Raw genomic sequence first — 23566 nt, 5'->3', positions numbered from 1 at the left:
GGGAAGCCAACCATGCAATCGGTTCCTACATTGCCGACGCCAGTTACATCGGCTGGCTATGCTCAATGGCGGCTCAATAGGCGTTTAGGCACCTAACAGGCTTCTTCTGCCTTCGACGCGCGACGTGTTCTATCGCCAGTACTGCTGGGTCTTCGTCGAGTGGCTTGCGATGTGCTGCACCCGGAACGGCAATGCGCGTCGCCTAACTACACCGTGTCGGGCGATTCTCCTCTGCTGCGGTGCGCAGACCGAAGTCGTCTTGGTAGGTCGAGGTCATTGAGAACCTTCATCGGAAGATAGCTTCGCTTCCTAAGAGGCGCCCAGGGGCAGCGACATGAGTACCAGCGGGACAGATCGATGAGCGTCGTCGTGTATTTCGTTGAAGAGGCCGAGGACCCTACCGCTCGCGAGCGTGGACTGTCGGTTATCGACGCGGCGGGCTATCTCGTGCAGATGAGCGCGGTGTTCGTCGACTGTTGCAGCTGCGCAGCGCCGAGAACTTCACGCCCCGCGTTTCAACGAGCGTTGAGGCGGCTGCGTGCCGGCGATACTTTCATTATCGAAAAGCTGTGGGGGCTAGGCAGCACGATCGGGGAAGTCATCTCGACGTTGCAACAGCTTGACGCCCGCAAAATTTCGGTGGTCTGCCTAGACTACGGCATCGAGGATATCAACTCGTGGCGGGAAGGCGCTTTTCTTCACGCGCTTGAACTCGCTCAGGATCTCGAACGCTTCACGCGTCAAGCCCGTGCCCGAGAAGCGGCGACCACAGCAAGAGAGCGTGGAGTTCGACAGGGACGTCCGAACTCATTGTCGAAAGCGCAGCAGCGCAAAGTGTTACGTGGGCTCAAGGCGGGAACGTCAGTCACCGCAATCGCCCGTTCGGTCAACACCTCGCGCCAGACGGTCATGCGTCTTCGCGACGCCTGTCTTGCTGCTGACTCCGACTAACCACCTCTAAAATTGTGACCCAAGGCTGTTCGACGCTTGCGTCCCCCGTTTGGTGGGCGAGCCTGGAACCGCGAGCCGAGCGCTGAAGCGGCGGCTGTCAAGCGCATGTCGGGTGCAACATATACCGGTTTAATATACTGCGCCGATGAACCTACAAAGGGGCAGAGTTGCGCGTGATGACAGCTGACGTCTGATGATCTCTTCAGCCGCCGTGACCGCCTGCGAGAGACATTGGCTAGGCCAAACGACCGGAGCCTGGTCGGCCGAAGACATCGCAAGTCTCCTTTCCGAGGAGTTTCCATCAGACAGTTGGATAACCCCAAGTGGATGAGAGCGCGATGCACCGCCGCCGAAGGAAGACTCGCGTGGAACAGAGGCGGTCTGCACTGCCAGTTCAGTCGCATACAAGACGTGCCGCGGCAGCCAATTAAAGGATGAAGGTACGCTTGCGTTGATCGGCGGGCTACACGGGAGAACTGAAGCAGACGGACGACGATTCCAGCTCGTGGGTGCGCGCAGGACGTCCGAAACCATTCGTATACGGACGAAAAGCCGCATGGACTCGCGTTCTAGACTTAATACCGGCTGCCAAAACCAGTCGCGCTTGAGGTCCGGCCTTTTTCAGAACGCGCGATGAATAGAACGCGGCGGTGAGGTGTCCACGGGGACCGCCGCAAGCCGGCAATAAGCGTATGACTATGGACAGTTATTACCAAGGAACGGCGTTTGAGGCTTTTGTTACTCGCAAGGGCTCTGCGTTTGTTGCACACGTTTCGATCTTCGAAGAAGACGGCCAGTTGACGTCTCTCGGGGAGATGGGCGTATTTGCAAATGAGGAATGCGCGTTCAAGTTCGCCGTTTTGGTCGCAACCGCCTTTATCGAGGGTGACGATCTCCCTATCCCGCCGGTGCGACTGCGTTCAGCCTGGGCAAGCAAGACGGTCGCTAAGTAAATCGGTGACGGGCGAGCAACGTCGCGCCTGTGCGCGCCAAGCCACATTGTCGTCGATGTGTACATGAAGGCGTTGGCCGAAAAATGAAGACGAGCAACGGACTGCTCCTCCGGTTCTGCTGACCGCGAGCTTCCTAGAATCACCGCTTTCTGATATGTCCATGTTGAGATCCCATGACACCCGGACTGAAAAGCGGCCGAAGCTGGTAATGCCGTTCAGTTAAGGTTCTTTCTAAGGTACCGGACGGAGTAACGTGAGGGGCGGGATTTGACGACTCGGTCGCATGTGCGCCCGGGTCGTTTTTCATTTGGAAGGGACTTGAGCCGTTCGCGCAGGCGCCGAAGGCATGCGGGCAACTTTGCATAGGCCGGCGTAAGGGCGGCCCACATGAGTTCGTGCTGGATGGTATGGAGGGCGCGCACGAAGCTGATGTCGGTCGGTGCGAGTTTCGCCTCCCATGCGGCGCTGGCGATCTCACGGCGAATCAGATTGTAGGCGATCAGCGCACCCCATATCTCCTGATACACGCCTTCGACGGTGCGGCTGCGCAAGGTCAACTCAGAACCCAGCATCGATTGCTTGAGCTCGCCGTAACTGGTCTCGATCTGCCAGCGGCGCTCATAGCAGGCAACGATATCGGCGGGTTTGAAACGTCGACGATCGCCGAGCGAAGTCAACAGCACGCGTTCGCGTCCACGCGCATCGATCGTTCGGATCGCGCGCGCATTCCAGAATTCGGGCAAAGCCGGACATTTCTTGCGCGCCTGCGGCGAGACGCGCATGCGCACCGTCGCATCGTCAGCGGTACCCGAGACCACTTCCCAGCAGGTATTCGCTTTGGCTGGAATCAGGAAGTGACGATTGGGGGCGTTCATCGTCAGCCCACATAGGATTTCTGCAGCCAAAAAGCCCTTGTCGAACACCGTCAGCGAGTCTTGCGGAATCTGCGGCAGCAGGCTTTTGGCGTACATCATTTCGTTGGTGTCGTAGCGACCGAAATTGATATCGGCGACCAGATGCGTCGGAATGGCGGTGAGCGTCACGGCGCGCACCTGCGGATAACTGGCCACCTTGCCGCTGGCATAACCTTGCGCGCCAAAGTGCTCACGGTTGGCCGCACTGTCGGGTACGCGCAACGTGGTGCCGTCCATCGCCCAAAGACTTAATCCCTTGAACGCATGGTGAGCCGCGTCCTGAGTCGTCCACGCCCGTGCCGTCTGCTCGAACAGCCACGCCATCGGCGCCTCGCCCACGCGTTGGCGGGCCTGCACCACGGCGCTCTTGCTCACAAACGGCGCGGCCTCGTTGGGCAAGGCCAGATCGAGACTGTCGAGTACTTCGCTGATTGACCAGTGCCGGTACATCGCCAGCGCGATCACCAGCCACACCACCTGCTCAGCCGGCAGACGACGGCGCCGGATGCTCGCTGCGCCCGTTGCCTGGACCGCGCGCGTGACCCACTCGTAGGGCAGATGCTCAGCCAACCGTCGCAGATCGGTCGGCTCTTGAGCTTCGATTACGAAGGTGAGGTGGTTGGCAAGCATCGCCCCGAAAAGTTAACAGCTCGGCGCAACGTTTACAACTACTTCCCGCACCAAAATAAAATGCCGTTCAGTCGCTTAACTGAACGGCATTAGGCCGAAGCTGGTTCTTTTCCCCATCCGCGATGTTCTGCCCGCGCCGGGCACTACAGAGATGACTTCATCATCTATGCATCGTCGCGTGGCTGGTCCGGGAGCGGCTTTTATGGGACCTTGAGAGTCGTCAGAAACCCGATGGCCGACTCTTATTCCCCTCCGAGGGCGCAGAAACGGTAGGCCCCTTTGCTACGAAGGCGACAGCCGTTGCAGCTGCCCAGGAGAAAGGCAAACGGATTGTCGAGGGAGATCTCGTCTGCCCCGAGCTTTGACCGATCGTATTGGGCGTTCGCTCAAGCAATCCACCGTCAAAAGAGACTGGTGACTTACGACGCCGCTGCTTGCTCGCAGTCCTCTCTCGACTGCGATACCAGCGGATGTGCGAGGAACCGACTGTCTCTCCGGTCGGGGCGCACATGTCGGGTCGCGGGAAGGGGCGTCTATTACGCTGGCTATCCGCACGGAGTCTACGACAAGCATGACTTCCGAGGCTTCCGGCGTTGCAGGGAACTTCGCGCGCCGCGAGTGACGTTAGGCTAACTACCTATCGCCGCGTCCCCATCGCGTGGCTCGCATGGCGCTGGCGCTTAAGCGAGACGTTGACCAGCGGTCACTCTTGCTGTGGGAAACGCAAGTGCGAGTGGGCCTGGTCACCTCCGGCGCGTCGTGTTGGGCGAAGACTCGCTTTCGTGAAGTCGCGTCCACGGGGCGGCAGCCAGGGTGCTAATTCCGGAAGCGCTAGGGGCGTACGGCAGGCGTGGCGGAACGGTCCTCAGCCTGGGAATACTCGGGCATGGAGCATTGGAGCATTGGAGCATTGGAGCAGGACAGCGTACGTACGTCGTGCCCTTGGGTGCCACCACGGACGACGATTTCACCGGGTGTTGCCACCTGCTCGGCGTGCAAGGCCGGCATTGAAGATATGTTGTGACCGGGCACCTTGTACTCGCTGTTGCGGTTGCGTTTTTCTCCGATAGGACAGCGCCCGTTTCCGGCACTGATCGCTTCCGGTATTTCAGCGAGCGAAACCCATCACGCGAGATCTGAATAGACTCATGATGCACCGAGTCCGCTTCTCGACATTACCCAAAGGTTGTTGCAGCTTACGCTGTCCCGAAGCCCCACGAAGGGTCGTGACACCGTCAGTGGTCTCTCGCAGATCTGGCGGCTTGCCGTACGATGAGCGGATACAATGTTTGAAAATGGCTCCGCCGGTAAGCGCGAAAAATCTCCTGTCTCAAATGCAGGCGTTCATACGGTATCAATGCCGGAACTATTGCCTCGGTTTGTCAGCGCCCATAACCACGCCGCCTACCAGAACAGTGAAACGTGCCGGCGCCCGCTCAAGGACCAGTTTTGGCTATCACCGTACTCGATCGAGGGAACCGGCTGAGGCAAAGGCCGTAGCCTTTAATTAGCAGCAGCGCGAAGAAAGAATTTGCGATGTGGAACGCTATCGAGCGGTGAGCCGGTGTGGCCAAGGCTGAAAAATTTTGTCGCGCCTAGCGAAGCTTCATGCCGGGGATTTATCACGCAACGTACTAGCGTAAAGTCGTGTTGCCTCAGCGCAGATGTGTTTTTGGGCAGGCGGTTTTGGTGGGTCGACACGCGGCATTTGACGTACATGAATTAGTTCACGTGGAAGGGACCAATATGGCAAGCCAGCAGCCGACGCACACGACGTCTGATCAGGAACCAATCGTGGTGCAAAGCGACCTGCTCTTTCCGGTGGTTGGCGTGGGCGCGTCTGCCGGCGGTGTCGAGGCCCTCCAGACCTTCTTCGAGAACGCCCCCGCGAGCATGGGTATGGCGTTCGTGGTCATCCTGCATCTGTCGCCACAGCATGTCAGTCATGCGGACGACATCCTTCAGCGCGTGACGACCATGCCGGTGCATCAGGTCACTCAGACGATTGCGCTGGAGAAGAACCACATCTACGTCATCGCGCCCGGCAAGCAGATGCAAATGTCCGATGGCTGCCTTCGAGTGAGCCCGCGAGAGAGCGTTGATAGCGTGCCGCTCACGATCGATCGTTTTTTTCAGAGTCTTGCGCAGGCGCACGGCTTCCATGCCATCGGCGTTCTCTTGTCGGGTTCCGGGTCGGACGGCGCCGCGGGCCTGAGCCAAATCAAGGAAGCCGGCGGCATCACATTTGCGCAGGATCCTAACGATGCGGTGCACGCGGAGATGCCACAGCACGCGATTGCGACGAATCATGTCGATATCGTGCTGCCGGTGGCGGAGTTGCCGCAGCGATTGCTGGACCTGTGGAGCACCGCGCAGAAGATGCACTCTGACAACGAAGAGTCCGTGGAGGCGGCAGCCGAGGACCGGGACACGGCTGCCGATTCTCCGGAGCGGGCGCTTGCTGACATCCTGATGCACTTGCGGGTGCGCACTGGCCATGATTTTCGAGCCTACAAGCGCGCCACGATTCTGCGGCGTGTCGAACGGCGAATGCAAATCAACGGTCAGCGCGACTTCGTCGCCTATCGGCATTTCCTGCGCGCGACGCCGGACGAAGCAACGGCATTGCTGGCCGACATGCTGATCGGCGTGACGCAGTTTTTCCGGGACCGGACAGCGTTTGACGTTCTGGGGCGCGAAGTCATTGCCAACCTTTTCGAACATGGTTTGAGCGACGCGCAGGTGCGCGTGTGGGTTGCCGGGTGTGCGACCGGAGAAGAGGCGTATTCAATCTCCTTGCAGCTTGCACAGGCTCGCGATGCGAGATCGTCAAGCCAGTCGATACAGGTCTTCGCCACCGACATTGACGAGACCGCCATTGAACGAGCGCGCACCGGCTGTTATCCGTCCGCGATCGCTAACGACGTGCCGACGGAGCTCCTGCAACGGTATTTCACCAAGGAGAGCGGCCAGTACCGCATTGCAAAGTCGGTGCGCGAGCGTATCCTGTTCGCGGCGCATAGTCTCATGCGAGATCCGCCGTTCTCGCATCTGGACCTTATCTCCTGCCGCAACGTTCTCATCTACCTTGAAAGGGGCGTACAGAGGCAGATCCTCGAACTCTTCCATTTCGCCCTGCGCCCGGGCGGATACTTGTTTTTGGGCACCGCCGAATCGGCCGATGCGGCGGACGATCTGTTTGCGATCGTCGATAAAAAATGGCGCATCTACCGCGCTAAAGCGGTCGCGCACCGTGCGAAGGCGGCCATCGAGTTCCCTCCGCTCGGCTCCCCAGGCACGCGCCGGTCGGATGAGCGGCACACGCCCGTCTCGCCCACTCAGCCGCCAGCGAGCCCCGCACAGCGCAGCTTCTCATTTGCCGATCTTCATCAGCGCGCACTTGAGAGCTACGCGCCGCCCAGTGTAGTCGTTGATCGTGACTCCAACCTTCTGCATCTGTCGGACAACGCCGGCCGCTTCCTGCGACACGGCGCCGGCGAGCCGACGAGCAACATCATGGCGCTCGTGCTTCCAGAGCTGCGCCTCGACTTGCGCACTGCAATTTTCCGCGCGCTGCAGACGGGAACGAGTGTCGAAGCGCGGCGGGTCGCATGGAACCACGAGCAACAGGATTCGTGGATCAATATGACGGTGCGCCCGTTCTTCGATCCGGTCGCAAACACGGATTACCTGCTGATCGTCTTCGACGAGGTTGCAGGCCACATGACCGAAGATGAGGCCAGGCAGGGCGGACAAGACCCTGTCCTCGCGCAGCTAGAACACGAGTTGCAGCATAGCCGAGAGCAATTGGCGACCGTCATCGAGCAATATGAAACCTCGCTAGAGGAATTGAAGGCGTCCAACGAAGAATTGCAGGCGATCAACGAAGAGCTGCGCTCCACGTCCGAGGAACTGGAAAGCAGCAAGGAGGAGCTGCAATCGGTAAATGAGGAGCTGACGACCGCCAATGCCGAGATGCACGCAAGGATCGAGGATACGGCCAAGGCGAATGATGACCTGCACAACATCATCGCATCGAGCGAAATTGCGACGGTGTTCGTGGACAAGGAGATACGCGTCAAGCGGTTCACGCCGAGTGCGACGGCGATTTTCAAGCTGATCGATACCGACCTCGGCCGCTCGCTTTTCGACATCAAACATTCGCTGCACTATCCGTCACTGGCGGACGATGTGCGGCAGTCATTCGAGTCATTGCAACTCACGGAACGCGAGATTGAGAGCGAGGAAGGCCGTTGGTACCTGATGCGGCTCTTGCCTTACCGCACCGCAGACGATCATATCGATGGTGCGGTGATCACATTGATCGATATCACGGCCCGCCATGCGGCGGAGGAAGCCGCGCGGCGCGGTGAGCAACGATTGCGGCTGGTCGCGCAATCAACGAAGGACTACGCCATCATCATCTTCGATAGCGCGGGCTCGATTGTGAGCTGGAACGCTGGCGCCGAGGATATCTTCGGCTATCGCGAGACGGATATGATCGGCAACAATATCGAACTGATCTACGATCCGAAGGACCGTGAGGCAATGGTGCCGGCGCTTGAACGCACCACGGCTGCCCGAGACGGCCGCGCTGACGATGAGCGCTGGCATCGGACTAAAGACGGTGGGCGCATTTACTGTAGCGGCGTGGTCACCCCCATCTTGGATGCATCGTTCACGGGTTTCGCGAAGATTGCGCGTGACCTGACGCACCGCAAGCTGACGGAAGAAGCGAACAAGAAGGCGCTCGCGGAGGAGCAGGCTGCGCGCGAACAGGCGCTCAGCTCGAGTCAGCTCAAGGACGAATTCATTGCGGTGTTGTCTCACGAACTCAAGCATCCGCTGAACTTGATCGGCGTCAAGGCGGAAATTTTGCCGCGACTGCCACAGACGCGCGATATTCCCGCCGTGCATGAAGCATCGTGGTGGATCAAGAAAGCCATCCGCAGTCAAGCGCAGATCATCGATGATCTGCTTGACTGGTCGCGGATTCAAACCGGTAAGCTTTCGCTCAAGCTCACTCGTCTGGATCTCAAAGCGATGTTTGCTGCTCTCGCAGACACGATGGAGCAAGACGCCCATGCAAGGGGCATTACGCTGGTGATGGATTTTCCGACACAATCCGCCATTGTCTTTGCAGATCCGACGCGCTGCGAGCAAATCATCTGGAACCTGGTTTCGAACGCGCTGAAGTTCACCGAGTCGGGCGGCCGCATCAAGCTGCGGCTCACGCAGGAGGGCCGGATGTATCGCATCGATGTTGTGGACAGCGGCCAAGGTATCGACAGCGCGACACTGCCGTACATCTTCGACATGTTCCGTCAAGGGGCGCCCGGCCGATCTCGTACGGGTCTTGGCATCGGCCTCGCGCTTGTCAAACAACTGATTGAGATGCAGGGAGGGCGTGTCGAAGCCCGCTCGGACGGGCCCGGCCACGGCACGGCGTTCACGGCGTGGCTTCCCAGAGCCATCGAAGAACTCGTTCCTCAGGAACCCCGAGGCGAGAGGGGCCGCTCAATTGAGGGCTTGCGTATCCTACTCGTCGAGGACGACGGGCAGGCCGCCGCCTCGTTGGGGACGCTTCTGGAACTGGAAGGCGCATCCGTGGTGGGCGTGACGACAGTGGAAGAAGCGCTTGAAAGCGGCCGCGATCAAGCGATCGACGTGGTGCTGTCGGACATATCGTTGTCGGGTACGGACGGCTATGAGTTGGTCAAGCGCATGCGTGCTGACCCTCGATGGGCGAGCGTTGCCGCTGTGGCATTTACCGGGCACAGCCGCGACGAAGACGTGCAGATGGCGAAACGGGCTGGCTTCGATGCACATTTGGCGAAACCGCTAGAGCTCACACAATTGTTGGAAACGCTTTGCGCCCTCACCCGAAGGACCAGTACTCCCCAACCGGGGCCGTGAAGCCGACGAGGCCGTGCGGGTGTGTTCTTCCCCATCGTCTTAGGCAGTGCCTTCGCGCGGTGCGGTGCGAGGATTGCTGTCGGAAAATGAAGGAGGGTCTATGACCCATAGAGACGTCGTAGTGATCGCGGCATCCCGCGGCGCAATCCCGGTTCTGAAGACGCTCGTATCGGTGCTTCCAGCGCAATTGCCCGCTGCCATTTGCATGGTGCTTCATATAGGCCGTCATCCGAGCATTTTGCCCCAGCTGTTATCGGCGTGGGGGAGGCTGCCCGCACGCCATCCGGAGGACGGCGAGGCGCTCAAGCCTGGCCAGATCTATGTCGCGCCACCGGACCGGCATATGGTGTTGCGGCGGGGGGCGCTCCGTCTGCTCGACACGGCTACGGAAAACTTCGCGCGCCCCGCCGCTGATCCGCTATTTCGTTCTGCCGCGCTTGAATAAGGATCTCGGGTGGTTGGCGTCGTTCTGAGTGGCGATCTTGACGATGGAGCCGCCGGACTGGCGGCCGTGCGCGCGCGCGCGGGATACTGCATCGTGCAGGATCCAGACGACTGCGAAGCGCCCTCGATGCCGCGAACCGCGGCAAGTGCGGCGCAGCCGGACGTAGTTGCAAAGGTGCAGGAACTCGCCGAGGTCATTCAAGCCGCGATAAAGGGTGCGAAGCGACGCGAGGAGGTCAAAGTGACGATGCGAACAGATTTGGACGACGAGGCGCGCATAGCCGATAAGGGTATCGCGGAGCCTTATGAACTCGATAAGATCGCCGAGCGCTCGGCACTCACTTGTCCCGATTGCAGTGGCGCGCTGTGGCGGCTGCGTGACGAACATCCAGTGCGCTATCGCTGTCACACCGGGCATGCGTTTTCAAGCCTGTCGTTGGAAGAGGGGAGCGCGAAGAGCACAGAGAACGCCATCTGGGCGGCAATCCGCGCGGTCCATGAACGAATCATCTTTGCGCGCGAACGGCAGCACTGGGCGCAGCGCGCCGGTAGTGTCGACGAAATCGCGCGTGAGCAGACTCGCATCGATGAAAACGAACGGCTCGCCGATCTTCTGCGCACCGCGCTGCGTACGCCGCTACCGTAACGCTGCACTGGCGCGTTTTCGGCTGCGGTCGCTGTGCCTGGTGGTGCCGCTGTGCCAGATCACTGGGTTCGCCATGAACTTTACATAAAGCGAATTAGCGCAGTTTTCATTGTAGCGGCTGTATCCTAATGTCGTGTTCTGGCTATTTACAGATGTCGGGGTTTGCGCCGGTGGCAAGCTGGCGGCTGACCGTTCAGCGGGAGCGCCGCCATGTCACCGAACCCGACAGGCTTCACTCAGGTCGGTGAGAACGCCGCTGTGGTTTTCTCGGTACGACGTGTGTTACGGCCGCCGGCGCGAGCGCTTGTTGCAATTCTCGAGATGGGTGAAGCCGAAATCAAGGAAGGCACGTTTCGCGACGTCGATGAGTTCCTCGCTTTCCGAGCCGTTCAACATTCGGCTCACCGCCGGCGCATGCATGATCTGGCTTGTCTTACCTGCGGTCACCTGCAGCTTGAGTTCCTTTTCTATGATGCCCCTGTCGCGAACTCGATTTCACGCCCCGCAGGCAGCATTTCTCACGCTTACTGCTGATTGTCTTTAGAGTTTGTCATACGGAAGTCAACGCGCAAACGTTAAAATCTTACGCTTGACCCGTGACCGTCCCTTTCCCGCCTAGTTCAAGCACAGGTCCATTTAGGGACGGAACTACACATTTCCGCGCCCCGCGTCCGCGGCCACTAAGTGGCTGCGCGATACGAATTCACGAAATCACTATGTTGAATCTTCAGTCCGACCTCCATGGGAATGATCTATTGGGCGCACTTCCCTCTCTCGAATGGAAAACCGTCGCTTCCGATCTCGATCTGGTCGAACTGCGCGCAGGAGAACTGCTGTGCGATTCAGGCACGCCCATTCGGCATGTGTACTTCCCGGCGACCGCAGTCATCACCTTGTTACAGACCATGGAAGACGGCAACTGCTCGGAGGTGGCAGCAATCGGTCGAGAAGGAACGACAGGCGTGCCCGTATTGACCGGCGGCGACACCATTCCGGCGCGCGTGCAGGTTCAGAGCGCCGGTTCCGCATATCGAATGAGCGCCGATGCCCTGCGTAAGCACTTTGGCCGCTCAGATATCTTGAGGCGCATCACGCTCTTGTACATGCAGGCGCTGCTCACACAAGTGGCCCAGACCGCTGCGTGTAGTCGCCATCACTCGGTAACCCAGCAAGTGTGCCGGTGGCTTTTGATTCAGTCGGATCGCACGCGGTCCGACGCCATGCGGCTCACGCAGCAGCACATTGCCGACATGCTGGGCGTTCGTCGGGAAGCGATCAGTGAGGCTGCTGGAAAGCTGTGCGACGCAGCACTCATCCATCAGAGCCGTGGTCGCGTCAAAATCTTGGACCGCGCTGCGCTAGAGGCGCACTCCTGTGAATGCTACGGCATTGTCAAGCGCGAGTTCGAACGGATTCTGCCTAGAGAACGACAATTATCTTGGCCGGTCCTTTGACAGTTACCTTGGCCGGTGGTGAGGAGTCGAAGGCGGCGTAGCCGCCGGAGACGACGAACTACCGGCGGCGCCGGAGTAGCGGGGTTTTACGATGGCTGATCGCGTCGAACAAGAAGCGAACAGTCATGCCTGGAACCTACGTAACGGACCAGCAGGTCCGACTCTATATGAGCAAGCGCAAACATCACACTCAGGAAGTCGCCGCGGCAATGGCGGGCATGAGCGTTCGCACGGCCCGGCGCATCGAGCATGACGGCCGGCTGCCGTCGCAGAAGTCATCGCGCGCGTGGCGTACACGTCACGATCCGTTCGCGGAGGTCTGGGAGAGCGAGGTCGTGCCATTGCTGCGCCACGCGCCCCGGCTCAAGGCCATCACGTTGCTGTGCAAGCTGCAGGAGGCGCATCCGGGCCTCTTCCCTGACAGCATGCGGCGTACGCTCGAGCGGCGCGTCAGCCAATGGCGCGCACTCGAGGGCCCTGGCAAGGAGATCTTCTTCCCGCAGCAGCACTTGCCCGGCGTGCAGGGGCTCTCGGACTTTACCGACATGCGCGATTTGCGCGTGACGGTCGCCGGCGCGCCCCTCGATCACCGGCTCTATCACTTCGTGCTCGCGTTCTCGCACTGGGAATACGCCTATGTCGTCGAAGGTGGCGAGAGCTTCGAGGCCCTCTCCACCGGACTACAGAACGCGCTGTGGCAGGCCGGCGGCTGCCCGCATGAGCATCGCACCGACAGCCTATCGGCAGCGTTCAAGAATTTGCAGACTGAAGAGGACTTCACGGCTCGCTATGACGCACTGCTGGTGCATTACGGCATGGCCGGCACGCGCAATAACGTCGGCGTGGCCCATGAGAACGGTAGTGTGGAATCCTCGCACCGCCATCTGAAGGAGGCGATCGACCAGGCGCTGATGCTGCGTGGGCATCGCGACTTCGACGATCGTGCTGCGTATGAGGGGTTTGTTCGCGACGTCGTCATGCGCCGTAACCGTCGCAACGCAGCGGCGTTTAACGCTGAGCGCGAACAGTTGCGCGATCTGCCCGCACATCGCACGACCGACTTCATCGAAGAGGAAGCACGCGTGACACGCTGTGGCACCTTCACCGTGCGGGGCATTCTCTACAGCGCGCCGTCGCGCCTGATTGGTCACCGTCTGAAGGTGCGCGTCTATGCCGATCACCTCGACTGCTATCTGTCCGGCGCACTCGTGCACAGCACAGCACGGGGCTCGCATGCGGCCAATAGCCGCCGTCGCAAGCTCGACTACCGGCACTTCATTGAGGCGCTCAAGCGCAAGCCCCAGGCGTTCAAGGGGCTGGCGTTTCGCGACGACTTGTTTCCGCGCGAGGCGTACCGCCGGACGTGGGAGCGGCTTGAGGCTCGGCTCACGCAGCGCGAAGCCTGCAAGACCATGGTCGGCTTACTGGAACTGGCCGCGAATCACGGAGTCGAGGCCGTTCTTGCTGAGCGGCTCGAGGCGTTGCTCGCCGCGGGCGAGCTGCCCGATCTCGAGCAACTACAGAATGAATTTGCGCCGCGGCAGGCGCAATGCCCAGACGTGGCTGTGGACATGCCGACGGCCGCTCTCTACGACACGCTGCTTGGCGAGGAGGCATCGGTATGAACGCGCCCGCAATTTACGATGCCGCCCGTATGGGGCTGATGCTCACCGAGTTGCGCTTGCCGACGATCGCGCGGCTATGGTCCGAGTTCACACAGCGCTCCGACAAGGAAGGCTGGCCATCGACGCGCCTGCTCGGCGCGCTGCTCGAGCACGAACTGGCCGAGCGCGCGAAACGGCGCATCGAGCGGCATCGCGTCGAATCGCATTTGGACCCAAGCAAGACGCTCGAGGCCTTCGACTTCGGCTTGGTACCAATGGTGTCCAAGGCACATGTAATGGCGCTCGCGAGCGGCGACTCGTGGCTCGAGAAAGGCGCCACGATCCTGCTGTTTGGGCCACCGGGTGCCGGGAAGAGCCATTTAGGCTCCGGCATTGGTCATGCGCTGATCGACGCCGGGTACCGAGTGCTGTTCACACGCACCGGCGAAATCGTGCAGAAGCTGCAGGCGGCACGCCAAAGCCTGCAGTTGCCATCGATGCTCGCCAAGCTCGATCACTTCGATCTGATCATCCTGGATGACCTGTCGTACGTCAGAAAGGACCAGGCCGAAACGAGCGTGCTGTTCGAATTGATTGCGGAAAGATACGAGCGTCGAAGCCTTCTCATCACGGCCAACGCCGCGTTCTCCGGCTGGAATGATGTCTTCCCCGATCCCTCAATGACGGTCGCCGCCATCGACCGACTGGTCCATCACTCGACGATCTTCGAGCTGAACGTGGAAAGCTACCGGCGTCGCAGCGCCGACGACAACAAGCGCGCGCGGCGGCGTCAATTACCCCACCCCGAATCGGAAGGAGCGACAACTATGCCGAGTTGAGCAGCGACAACTAACCCCGTCGACCGGCCAAGATAGTTGTCGCCCGGGCGGCCATCGTAATTGACAATCTACACTGCCGCAGGTCCGTCAGCATACGGCGGTTGTATGAACTCTTGACGTAGCAGACGGCCGCCTCGCAGGCTTCGTCGGCAAGCATGCGCCCCGCATCGCGCGACGAATGCCCATCGATGATTTCGCCGTCCGTGTTCTACGCTTCTACGATGCCCGCCGAAGCATCCACTGCACGACGCAATGATTGTTCATCGCCGCCTCAGCGGTAAAACCGATGCAGCCCGATACGATGGTGAAGTTCGTGCCGCTCTAAGAGAGGCGGGTTTGGCTGGCGCCGACGAGTCCACGGTTACTCAGGAACACTTACGGTATGCGGCACATCATCGCAGGGAAGACCAACGAACAGGTGAGCAACCTCACGGCTTGTTCAGCCATCGGACAGCGACTCGCTTGCGTCGAACCGTTGACGTACCGCGAGAAATCGGAGGCGAGAGAGTAACGGCCTTGTGGGCGCACGCAGGCCATCAAGAAACGTACGCTGGATTCTTGAATCTCTCCCGCAAGGCACTAGCGCTTACCTATCTATGGTTTCGAACCGGCTGATTACAAGCTGTGATAAGTCGACGATTCGATAGCTGGCACGCCTCGGCTCTCCCATCGTCAGGATCTCGCGCCACGTTCCGGTCTCATGGTCGGCGATGCGAGATACCTCCGTCGCTTCATTCGGCCCTGACATCGTTATCACGGCATCGATGGCGAATGCGAGCGTAAGGCCATCGACACTGACTACAAGGGCTTGCTCCCATTCGGGACTGTCAACCGACCCCGTAATAACACCGATGCGCACAAGTTCAATCAATGAATCGCGCCAATTGATAAGGCCGAGGCTGGCCTCCTCTTGCTGTGCGCGAACCTCGATACGAGGCCTGGATACTATTTCCGCAACCTGGGCGGTCCTAGCGGCCAGATGTTGACCGGCAGCCGAGAACACGATGAATGACGTCGACGCGGCAACCCGAGATAGCTCGTTAGACGCAGGTCCACCATGTCCGAGAACGGGGCGCGGCAGCCGGATCAAGCCTTCAGTCGTCGCGAGGGCCTGAGGATCGACGAGCAAAGCAGTATGTCCCTTTTCGCTCAGGACAGCTCCGCTGAACAGGTGCGCGTGGCGAAAAGCAACCGGTGATACCGGCCGTATGTCGGCGGGCCCGATCAGGAGCAGTTCCGATAGTTCGTCAACCGCAAAGCCGGCAAGGGTCGCACCATTCTCGAAAACGAGCATGTACTTGCCGCCGGACGGCTCGGCAACGGGCAAGCCGAGTACCGCCGAAAAGTCCATCACGGCAAGGTCGCCACCTGCCCAACGGGCGACACCAAGGAACGTCGAGTTGCCAGGGGTCGGCTGTTGCAGCGTTGGCATGGGGACGACCGTTCTAACACTCAGCGCGTCCACGCATAGCATGTGCTCCGCACATCGAACGATCGCGTACTGCCTGGCTTGTTGCTCCGAGCCACCATCCCGGGCGCGTCCCGCAGGTCCAAATGCGCCGTGTCGCGCGGTGAACGCGCGGTGTCTCGCGCGTGCGGCCATGCCCCGCGTCGCTGCATGAAGTTTGCTCACATCGGCAATGCCGATCAGCGAAAGCCCGCCGTCCATGGGAAAGAGTTGAGCGAACAAGCCGCCGTCCTGCCCGAAGTCCGATTCGAGCCGGACCACATCGCGTTCGTCGACGGTTTCGGTGTTCCCGATGGCGTCGACTTCAATGCCGAAGAGCGAGTCGTCGTGGCGAAGCACGATCACATGCCTGGCGGACGCGCTCGCTGCTTCGCCCGGATTCAGCACGCTAAAGGTGTCGAGGGTCGCGATAGCGTCGCCACGCAGGACGAAGTAGCCGCGCATCGCCGAAGGCTGCGCGGGTACCCTGTGATAGCACGTGGGCGCGTCTACCGCTTCGACAATGCGATCCGCGGGCAGCGCGAATACGGTCGCGCCTATGCGGACGAGGCCGTGGACCGTTACGGGGGACGCCATTATTGAGACCGGCTGTTGAGCGCCGCGACAGTGGAACTGGATCGCGTCGCTGCCTCGCCGCCTGTCACGACCGTGAGTTCGCGAAGGAGGTCCGAGACAGTGCGAGTCGCTGTTGCCTGCTTTTCGGTGACCTGGTGAATACTGGCGATGGTCTCGGTCGTGCGATCCACACCGGCTCTGATACGGTGGAACCCGTCAGCTGCACGTCGGGACGTGTCGCTGCCCGTCTTGACCCGTTGCACGGATTCATCGATGAGCCGGCCGATCTCGTTGGTCGCCTGCGAGCATCGCTCCGCCAATTTGCGCACCTCGCTTGCGACCACGGAGAAGCCTAGGCCATGCTCGCCCGCGCGCGCAGCCTCGATCGCGGCGTTGAACGCGAGCATGTTCGTCTGCGTCGCGATGTCACTGATGACCTTCACCACGTCGCTGATGCCGGCCGAGGAGTGCTCGATCGCTTGAATAGCTGACATGGACTCCGCGAGCGTACGTTCGCCGGTATCCGCTTCGGCCTGCGTTTCGGTAGCGACGCTAGTTGCCTCAAGGGTGTTTTGTGCAATTCCCTCGATCGACTGCGAGAGTTCCTCGATCTTCTCGCTCATTGCGATCAGATTTTCCTGCATGCGCCGCTCGCGTTCCACCTGAGCAGTGATGTCGCTTGCATACTTCACAATCTTGTACGGGCGGCCGGACTCGTCGAACACCGGGTTATAGGTCGCCTGCAGCCACACGCGGTAGCCGTGCTTCGATACGCGCACGTAACGGCCCGCGTTGTAGTCGCCGCGGCTGAGCCGCGCCCAGAAATCCCGGTATTCAGCGGTCGCCACGTCTTGCGGGTCGCAGAACATCCGATGGTGCTTTCCGACGATTTCGCGCAGCGTATAACCCATGGCGTCGAGGAAGTTCTGATTCGCCCGGAGGACATTGCCTTCGAGATCGAACTCAATGACCGCATTGGCGCGATCGATTGCAGCCAGTCGGCCGTCGCTTTCCGCGACACCACGCTTGAATTCGGTGATGTCCGCTGCGAACTTGACGATCTTGATGAGGCGGCCGTCCGAGCTATAGATCGGGTTGTAGGTAGCCTGAATCCACACGTCACGGTTATTCTTCGCACGCGCTTGTACTGGCCCGCGTCATACTCACCGCGTCCGAGCTTGTCCCAAAAGGAACGGTAAGCATCGGTCGCGACGTAGGCCGGATCGCAGAACATCCGATGGTGCTGACCCTGCACCTCTTCGAGGTTGTAGCCCATGAGTTCGAGGAATGGTCCGTTCGCGGCGAGAACGTGTCCACGCAGGTCGAACTCGACCACGGCCTGCGCACGGTCGATGGCGCGCACCTTGCCGGCGTGATCGTCCGCCACGGTGCGCGCGGCCGTGATGTCGGTCGCCACCTTGACGATCTTGTGCACGTTGCCATTCTCGTCCATCACGGGCGTGTAGGAACCATTGATCCAGATCTCGCCACCCGCCTTGCCGATGCGGCGAAAATCGCCGTTCATCTCGCGACCGGACCCGAGCATGACCCAGAAGTCCTGGTAGCCAGCGCTGTTGGCGTACGCAGCGTCGCAAAACATGCGGTGATGTGAACCGACGACCTCATCGGCCCGGTAGCCCATAAGCGCCAGGAAATTTGCGTTGGCACGCAAGACGACGCCGTCCGGAGAGAATTCGACGACTGCTCGTTCCCTTTCCGTTGTTGCCCACAAGGACCGAAACTCTTCCAACGGTCTCTGGAATGCTCCTGCCGCGACGGTTGCATTGCGTGCGCTAGTCAAGTTTTTGGTTTCTGCGTCCATGATCTACCTTGTGCTGGGGGCGCCGCTTATTCGGATACGCCGTAGCATTGGTTGACGGCGTTCAAGATCCGAACTTGAATACGGAGCACGCTGAAATTTGATGCTGGAACTGAAGATTGCGCCCGTTCTGCCGACATAGCGTTGGTTGAGTGCTTTGCACCCAGCGCATCCAATTGCAAAAGCGACAATGGCCGAATTTCCAGTTCTCTACAACGAAGAAGACAGACTCCGTGCGGTCGAGCAGTGCGGACTACTCGATACGCCGGACGACCCCCGATTCGACCGAATCACCCGGCTGGCGGCTTACCTCACCGACGCACCTATCGCGCTCGTTTCTTTGGTCGCCACTCACCGTCAATGGTTCAAGTCGAGGCATGGGCTAGCGACTACGGAAACACCGCGCGACATGGCGTTCTGCAACTTCGCCTTGGTCGAGCCAACCATTTCCGTCGTGGAGGACGCGACGCAAGACGAACGCTTCCGTACCAACCCCCTCGTAACGGGCGGTCCGGGGATTCGCTTTTATGCGGGGATGGCGCTGACAGGGCTGGGGGGCCACCGTTTAGGCACTCTGTGCGTGATTGACACCATCCCTCGTCGTCTGGAACCGGTACAGCGTCGTCTGTTTGGAGACTTGGCCGCGTGTGCATCGGACGTTCTGCGGATGGTCGAGCTGGAGCTGTCTTCCACGGCACGGCAGTAGAGCTGTCGCCGACACTTTGCGGCTCGCGGCGGCAGCGAGATGTCGTTCACCGCCGACCCGTCTCCACGTAGTCAGGGGTACCTGAACCCGATCAGCGACCGCACTCGTCAGCGGTGTGATCGGGCCCGTCTCCTCTTCCAGCGTGATAAACGGAACTCGGTTCGAAGCGTCTAAAGGAGACATGCCTTTCGACGACGAGGCCGCTTTTTCTGCACGTTTTTTTGCGTGCTGCTAGATTACCTGTCGGTCCAACGCCTATCGAGAGAGAGTCCGATGGTCGACAAGTCGAGCAAACCTGCATCCCATCTTGCGTCGCTGGCGACGATTGCTGCGGTGGTGATCGTGTTGGTTGGCGCTTTTGCGTACACCGCCGGTTGGCTGTCGCCGGGACGGCTCACACCCGCGAAGATGGTGAACGCGCTTGCGCCGGCGAGCGGCCCCGCCCCGGGCTTTCGACGCAATCATTCAAAGGGTATCTGCTTTACCGGCAGTTTCGATTCCACTGGCGCCGCCGCCGATCTCTCCAGAGCGCAACTGTTTGCGGCGGGTTCTTATCCGGTCACGGGACGCTTCAATCTCGGCACGCCCGATCCCAAAGCGAGCGACGCCATGGCGCGTGTCCGCGGCCTCAGCCTGCGCGTGCAAACGCCCGACGGCAGCGAATGGCGTGCCGCCATGATCGACGCGCCTTTCTTTCCCGTCTCGACGCCTCAAGCCTTCTACGATCTGCAGCGCGCGCTCGCCGACAAGCGCGATCCTGACGCGATGAAACGATTCGCGGCCGCGCACCCGGAAATCGGCGCGTTCGGCAAGTGGGCGGGCAGCGCGCCGTTCACGGCATCGTATGCGGAAGACCGTTACAACGGACTGAACAGCTTCGTCTTCACGAATGCATCGGGCAAGGATCAGGTCGTCCGATGGTCCTTCGTCCCGCTCGCGCAGCCCGAGAACCTGACCGGCGATCAGTTGAAGGCGCGCGGCGACAACTTCCTCGCAGCGGACATCGCGAAGAGAGTACAAACCGCTCCGCAACGCTGGACGATGCTCGTCACCGTGGCGAATCCGGGCGACCCGACTGCGGACCCGAGCAAGGCGTGGCCCGAAGACCGCCGCACCGTAAAAGCGGGCACGCTGGTGGTGAAACAAATCGAAGCCGAACCGGACGGTCCGTGTCGCGACCTCAACTTCGATCCGACCGTGCTGCCCGCAGGCATGCACGTCTCCGACGATCCATTCCCGGCGGCGCGCTCGGCGGCGTATTCGGTGTCGTTCAATCGCAGGACGGCCGAGGACAAGGACTATCCGCACACCGGCGAAGGAGCGCAGCAATGAGTACGACGATCCGAACCGCCGCGCGTCCGATTCACGCGCGCTTTTCCCTGCTGCAACGCGCGCTGCACTGGATCATGGCCGTCTGCATCCTGGCGATGCTGTTCATCGGCGTGGGCATGGTGTCGACTGTGAAGCCAGACTATCTGACGCTCGTTTCAATCCATAAGCCGCTCGGCATCGTCATCCTGATACTCGGCCTGATTCGTCTCGCCGTGCGGATCGTGCGTGGCGCGCCGCCCCTGCCCGCCGACATGCCCGAGCCGATGAAGCTCGCCGCGCATCTGTCTCACTACGCGTTCTATGCGTTGATGATCGCGTTGCCGCTCATCGGGTACGGCATGTTGTCCGCGGCGGATTTTCCGGTGGTCGTGTTCGGCGTGCATCTGCCGTCGTTGCTGCCGCACAGTAACAGCCTGCATTCGCTGCTGTGGAACGCGCATCGGTTTCTCGCGCTATGCTTTTTTGCGCTGATCGTCGTTCATTTGGCGGCGGCGCTGTTTCACGCGCTGATCCGCCGCGATGGCGTGTTTCAGGCGATGGCTTCGTGGCGTAAGTAAGCGGTGATTCATCATACATCGAGGACGTGCCGGCGGCCATCGCGCAGCACCGCAAGCCGCACGGTCGCCGGACGCGCGCCGCATACATCGCACATGTGGGGCATTGTCGGGTCCTGTTTCGTGGAATTGAAAGAGGGTGCAACTGCCCTGCCCGGGCAGAGCACGGGCACGAGGCGCATGAGGATATGGGTGTACAGCGTCACGCGACGACGTATCGGATTCAAGCAATGCATGTTCCGCGCTTCTGAATGGCCGATGCATTGAGCCTGAGCGTTGCAAGGATGAACGCCGGCGCGCGTGCTACAGATTCGTTACGAACGCTATGCTCGATTGCGCCGCTGCGGAAAGTGGCAACACTGCGGCGATCGGTACAATGGCCCAATGAACTCGACTTCGGCAGCATCACATGCGAGGAGCTTGACATCCTTCTTCCGAAGCGGCGACGCCATGCGCAGTCGAAGCGTCAGCGACATCGTCCTGACCAACACGCTCGATGTGCCTGTGCCGGATGCGCCCGTCCTCGCGGACTGGCAAAGGGAAACATCGACGCGGCTCGCCCTCGAACCCGGGGATGTCGAGGTCATGCCATTGGCGCGAACGCAAGTGCGGTGGCCTGAATACAAGCGCTGCGTGCAGGCCATGTTCGACTGGCTCTGCGCCCTTGGACTGCCTGACGTCCTCGCCGATAGCGACATGGCGCTCATGGCCTGTCGCGGCGCGAGATATCACCATGATGCCGAGCAATATGGCGCTGCGGCCTTCTGCAATCTCTTTCTTGGCGAAGGCAGGGGCATGGACTTGCATTTCCCCGATACGGGTCAACGCATTCCCCTTAAGCACGGAACAGCCGTGATCTTCGATACCTGTCAGCCACATGGCGTTATTCATCGCAGCAGCGACAGTTTCATCGCTGAGGCTGTCACGCCGGATCAAAGTTTCACTCAGATATTCCTGACCTGGGAGTTGCCGATCGAAAACGCCGATGTCGGCGACGCGTTGAAAGTGGTATTCGATATTGCCGGCTCGGCGTCGCTGCAAGTCGTGGATGAGCAAGTCTGGTTCAACGGCGCCCCGGGCATCGTGTGCCCGCAATCAGGTCGCTGGCTTACGTCGCTATCCGCGCCTTCCGCCTGAGATTGCAGACGAACCGCCGCTAGACTCAAACCGGCTTCGATTACCAATAGCGTTTCGGCACCTTCCCTGTCGTCGTGGCCACCTTCCACGGCCTGCAAATTGGCAGCACAAGGCGCCTGACCCTGACGAGCGTCGACGACAGACGGCGTCTAACATCCATTGAAGATCGACTTTGCTGGCCAATTGCCGTTCTGGAGCCCCGCATGTTGGCTGAACCATCATGTAAGTGTTGCTGGAGCAGATGCAATGCGCGCACTTCTCCCTGATGATCACGAGTTGTTTCCAGTTCGCCTTGCGCTACTCACGAAGGAGATCCTGCCGGACATCGAACGCCGGACTCAAATCTGAAGTGCAACACGTGTTTCGTATAAAGGAAGCTCTGCAGAACGCAGTTTCAAAAACCTGCGCACCATGTAGGCGTTGAGCAGATTTTTTCTTGCTCATGTTCTACGCTTTGCGCAACGCCTTGGAGGCCACCTTAAAAATTACCGCGCGTACACCGGGTGGCGTCTCTCCGGGTGATATGCCCTATGCGCCTGAAACCGGAAAGCTCTACGCGTCGAACAAGACGCGCGGTACCGAAACGATCATGCCGCGAAAAATACGAATCAAGTGACTCACGCCGCTTGAGGCTCGAACGGAAACTGCTCGATATCGCCGCCTTGCGCGACCACCACTGTGCTCTCCGGAATCTCTTGCCACCAACCCGGCAAATCGGCGAGCGGCTCGGACACGACCAGAAAAGCGTCCTCTCCGGCCATCGCGATGCGAGGATCGTCGGGATACAACTCATGCAAATGACGGAACGACGTGTTGTGAAACAGCGAGCGTGACCGCCTTTCGCTCGAATATCGTACCGCGACGATTTGCTCGCCGTCGGTCGCGCAAACGGTCATGTTCAGCGGTTCAGCGACGCCATGATGGCGGGCGGTTTTCTCGACGAACGCAACCATCCGTTTGAGCGCACTAACAGGCGCCAACGCAAGACCGAACGTGAGCGCGAGCAGGAACAGTACTTCTGAATCGGTCGATCCCTCGATCGACGGGAACAGTTCGGGAGCGATCGCGACCATCAGATCGCGACGCACCACCGGATAGTTGCGCACCAGGCCGTTGTGTACGAACAGCCACCGGCCGTAGCGAAATGGATGACAGTTGGTTTCCTGCGACGGCGTGCCGGTTGCCGAGCGCACGTGCGCGACGAACAGCGGCGCATGGATAGCGCGCGCGGCTTCGCGCAAGTTCCGGTCGCTCCACGCCGGTTGAATGCAACGATAGCGAAAGGGAATGTCGGTAGGTTGTCCGTACCACCCAATTCCGAACCCATCACCGTTGGTGGTCGTCTGGCCGAGCCTCGAATGCAGGCTCTGGTCGATTAGCGAGTGCTTTGCGTTGTAGAGCACCGTCTCGAGCTGAAGGGGTTTGCCGGAATAAGCGAGCCAGCGGCACATGATTGTCTCCTGTCAAAGGGGCTTGCGTTGCGGCGGGTTGCCGCCACGATAAAGACCGGCAATTCGTACAGGCAGCGCCAAGCAGATGATGACGATGTCTCGCATGATGCGCGGAGAAAGCAGTCGCCGTGCAGGACACCGATAGAGCGCGCCGCAGGAGATGGTGCGCCGATTGCTCCCCGGATAGCAACCA

18 protein-coding genes and 2 pseudogenes are annotated in these 23566 nt (G+C 60.3%); 14 read left to right on the top strand and 6 right to left on the bottom strand.

The annotated features are described in order from the left end of the window. The first annotated feature begins 357 nt into the window (after nucleotides 1-357). Nucleotides 358-951: a recombinase family protein gene (locus LDZ21_RS23585; RefSeq protein ID WP_244797073.1), complete on the top strand. Its 594-nt coding sequence runs from the start codon at nucleotides 358-360 to the stop codon at nucleotides 949-951. Between the two features lie 698 nt (nucleotides 952-1649). Then, complete coding sequence (locus tag LDZ21_RS23580; protein ID WP_244797072.1) at nucleotides 1650-1904, top strand: hypothetical protein; 255 nt, start codon at nucleotides 1650-1652, stop codon at nucleotides 1902-1904. Between the two features lie 215 nt (nucleotides 1905-2119). Here the strand turns inward: LDZ21_RS23580 and LDZ21_RS23575 are convergent, their stop codons facing one another. After that, nucleotides 2120-3448 (bottom strand): IS4 family transposase, encoded by a 1329-nt coding sequence (locus LDZ21_RS23575; protein ID WP_244794283.1) that lies wholly within the window; start codon nucleotides 3446-3448, stop codon nucleotides 2120-2122. A gap of 170 nt (nucleotides 3449-3618) precedes the next feature. Here LDZ21_RS23575 and LDZ21_RS23570 point away from each other — a divergent pair, with 170 nt between their 5' ends. The 3 genes and pseudogenes from LDZ21_RS23570 (at nucleotide 3619) to LDZ21_RS23560 (ending at nucleotide 10454) form a co-directional block, all read left to right on the top strand. Next, on the top strand, nucleotides 3619-3813 hold the full coding sequence (locus LDZ21_RS23570; RefSeq protein ID WP_342346304.1) for a DUF6723 family protein: 195 nt from the start codon (nucleotides 3619-3621) through the stop codon (nucleotides 3811-3813). A 1381-nt stretch (nucleotides 3814-5194) separates the two neighbouring features. Further along, nucleotides 5195-9364, top strand: a complete 4170-nt coding sequence (locus LDZ21_RS23565; protein ID WP_244797071.1) for a CheR family methyltransferase — start codon at nucleotides 5195-5197, stop codon at nucleotides 9362-9364. Nucleotides 9365-9464: 100 nt separating this feature from the next. Further along, nucleotides 9465-10454: pseudogene (locus LDZ21_RS23560) on the top strand (chemotaxis protein CheB). Nucleotides 10455-10736: 282 nt separating this feature from the next. Here LDZ21_RS23560 and LDZ21_RS23555 read toward each other — a convergent pair. After that, nucleotides 10737-10901, bottom strand: a complete 165-nt coding sequence (locus tag LDZ21_RS23555) for a hypothetical protein (protein WP_244797070.1) — start codon at nucleotides 10899-10901, stop codon at nucleotides 10737-10739. Nucleotides 10902-11170: 269 nt separating this feature from the next. Here LDZ21_RS23555 and LDZ21_RS23550 point away from each other — a divergent pair, with 269 nt between their 5' ends. The 3 genes from LDZ21_RS23550 to istB all read left to right on the top strand — a co-directional run bounded on the left by LDZ21_RS23550 (nucleotide 11171) and on the right by istB (nucleotide 14351). Next, nucleotides 11171-11908, top strand: a complete 738-nt coding sequence (locus LDZ21_RS23550) for a Crp/Fnr family transcriptional regulator (RefSeq protein WP_244797069.1) — start codon at nucleotides 11171-11173, stop codon at nucleotides 11906-11908. 125 nt (nucleotides 11909-12033) lie between these two features. Further along, nucleotides 12034-13533 carry an IS21 family transposase gene (gene istA / locus LDZ21_RS23545; RefSeq protein ID WP_244797068.1) on the top strand — a complete coding sequence of 500 codons (1500 nt, stop codon included), beginning with the start codon at nucleotides 12034-12036 and terminating at the stop codon, nucleotides 13531-13533. Next, nucleotides 13530-14351 (top strand): IS21-like element helper ATPase IstB, encoded by an 822-nt coding sequence (gene istB, locus LDZ21_RS23540; protein ID WP_035508514.1) that lies wholly within the window; start codon nucleotides 13530-13532, stop codon nucleotides 14349-14351. The genes istA and istB overlap by 4 nt, the downstream gene beginning before the upstream one ends. Nucleotides 14352-14937: 586 nt before the next feature. On the opposite strand, the gene LDZ21_RS23535 is transcribed toward istB, so the two are convergent. After that, on the bottom strand, nucleotides 14938-16395 hold the full coding sequence (locus LDZ21_RS23535; RefSeq protein ID WP_244797067.1) for a chemotaxis protein CheW: 1458 nt from the start codon (nucleotides 16393-16395) through the stop codon (nucleotides 14938-14940). Next, nucleotides 16395-17342 carry a methyl-accepting chemotaxis protein gene (locus LDZ21_RS31220; protein WP_280519446.1) on the bottom strand — a complete coding sequence of 316 codons (948 nt, stop codon included), beginning with the start codon at nucleotides 17340-17342 and terminating at the stop codon, nucleotides 16395-16397. The genes LDZ21_RS23535 and LDZ21_RS31220 overlap by 1 nt, the downstream gene beginning before the upstream one ends. On the opposite strand from LDZ21_RS31220, the gene LDZ21_RS23520 reads away from it, so the two are divergent. Then, on the top strand, nucleotides 17247-17573 hold the full coding sequence (locus tag LDZ21_RS23520; RefSeq protein WP_244797321.1) for a hypothetical protein: 327 nt from the start codon (nucleotides 17247-17249) through the stop codon (nucleotides 17571-17573). The genes LDZ21_RS31220 and LDZ21_RS23520 overlap by 96 nt on opposite strands. Before the next feature lie 77 nt (nucleotides 17574-17650). On the opposite strand, the pseudogene LDZ21_RS31445 reads toward LDZ21_RS23520, so the two are convergent. Next, nucleotides 17651-18196: pseudogene (locus LDZ21_RS31445) on the bottom strand (PAS domain-containing protein); the annotation flags it as partial. A 187-nt stretch (nucleotides 18197-18383) separates the two neighbouring features. Between LDZ21_RS31445 and LDZ21_RS23510 the strand changes: the two are divergent. The 5 genes from LDZ21_RS23510 (at nucleotide 18384) to LDZ21_RS23490 (ending at nucleotide 22538) form a co-directional block, all read left to right on the top strand. Then, nucleotides 18384-18899 carry a GAF domain-containing protein gene (locus tag LDZ21_RS23510; protein WP_244797065.1) on the top strand — a complete coding sequence of 172 codons (516 nt, stop codon included), beginning with the start codon at nucleotides 18384-18386 and terminating at the stop codon, nucleotides 18897-18899. 273 nt (nucleotides 18900-19172) lie between these two features. After that, the gene (locus tag LDZ21_RS23505) at nucleotides 19173-20231 is read left to right on the top strand and encodes a catalase family peroxidase (RefSeq protein WP_244797064.1); all 1059 of its coding nucleotides are present in this window, start codon (nucleotides 19173-19175) and stop codon (nucleotides 20229-20231) included. Then, a complete protein-coding gene (locus tag LDZ21_RS23500) occupies nucleotides 20228-20788 on the top strand; it encodes a cytochrome b (protein WP_244797063.1) in 561 nt (186 codons plus the stop codon). Before LDZ21_RS23505 ends, LDZ21_RS23500 begins: the two co-directional genes overlap by 4 nt. Nucleotides 20789-21169: 381 nt before the next feature. Then, nucleotides 21170-21922 (top strand): hypothetical protein, encoded by a 753-nt coding sequence (locus LDZ21_RS23495; protein ID WP_244797062.1) that lies wholly within the window; start codon nucleotides 21170-21172, stop codon nucleotides 21920-21922. A 436-nt stretch (nucleotides 21923-22358) separates the two neighbouring features. Next, nucleotides 22359-22538, top strand: coding sequence for a hypothetical protein (locus LDZ21_RS23490; protein ID WP_244797061.1), 180 nt, complete (start codon nucleotides 22359-22361; stop codon nucleotides 22536-22538). A gap of 1 nt (nucleotide 22539) precedes the next feature. Here LDZ21_RS23490 and LDZ21_RS23485 read toward each other — a convergent pair whose 3' ends face one another. Beyond that, complete coding sequence (locus tag LDZ21_RS23485) at nucleotides 22540-23373, bottom strand: class II glutamine amidotransferase (RefSeq protein ID WP_244797060.1); 834 nt, start codon at nucleotides 23371-23373, stop codon at nucleotides 22540-22542. Between the last annotated feature and the right edge of the window lie 193 nt (nucleotides 23374-23566).

The sequence above is a fragment of the Caballeronia grimmiae genome, assembly GCF_022879615.1.
GTDB lineage: Bacteria > Pseudomonadota > Gammaproteobacteria > Burkholderiales > Burkholderiaceae > Caballeronia > Caballeronia grimmiae.
Note: the sequence above shows the minus strand (reverse complement) of the source record. Positions and strands in the feature narration are given on the sequence as shown.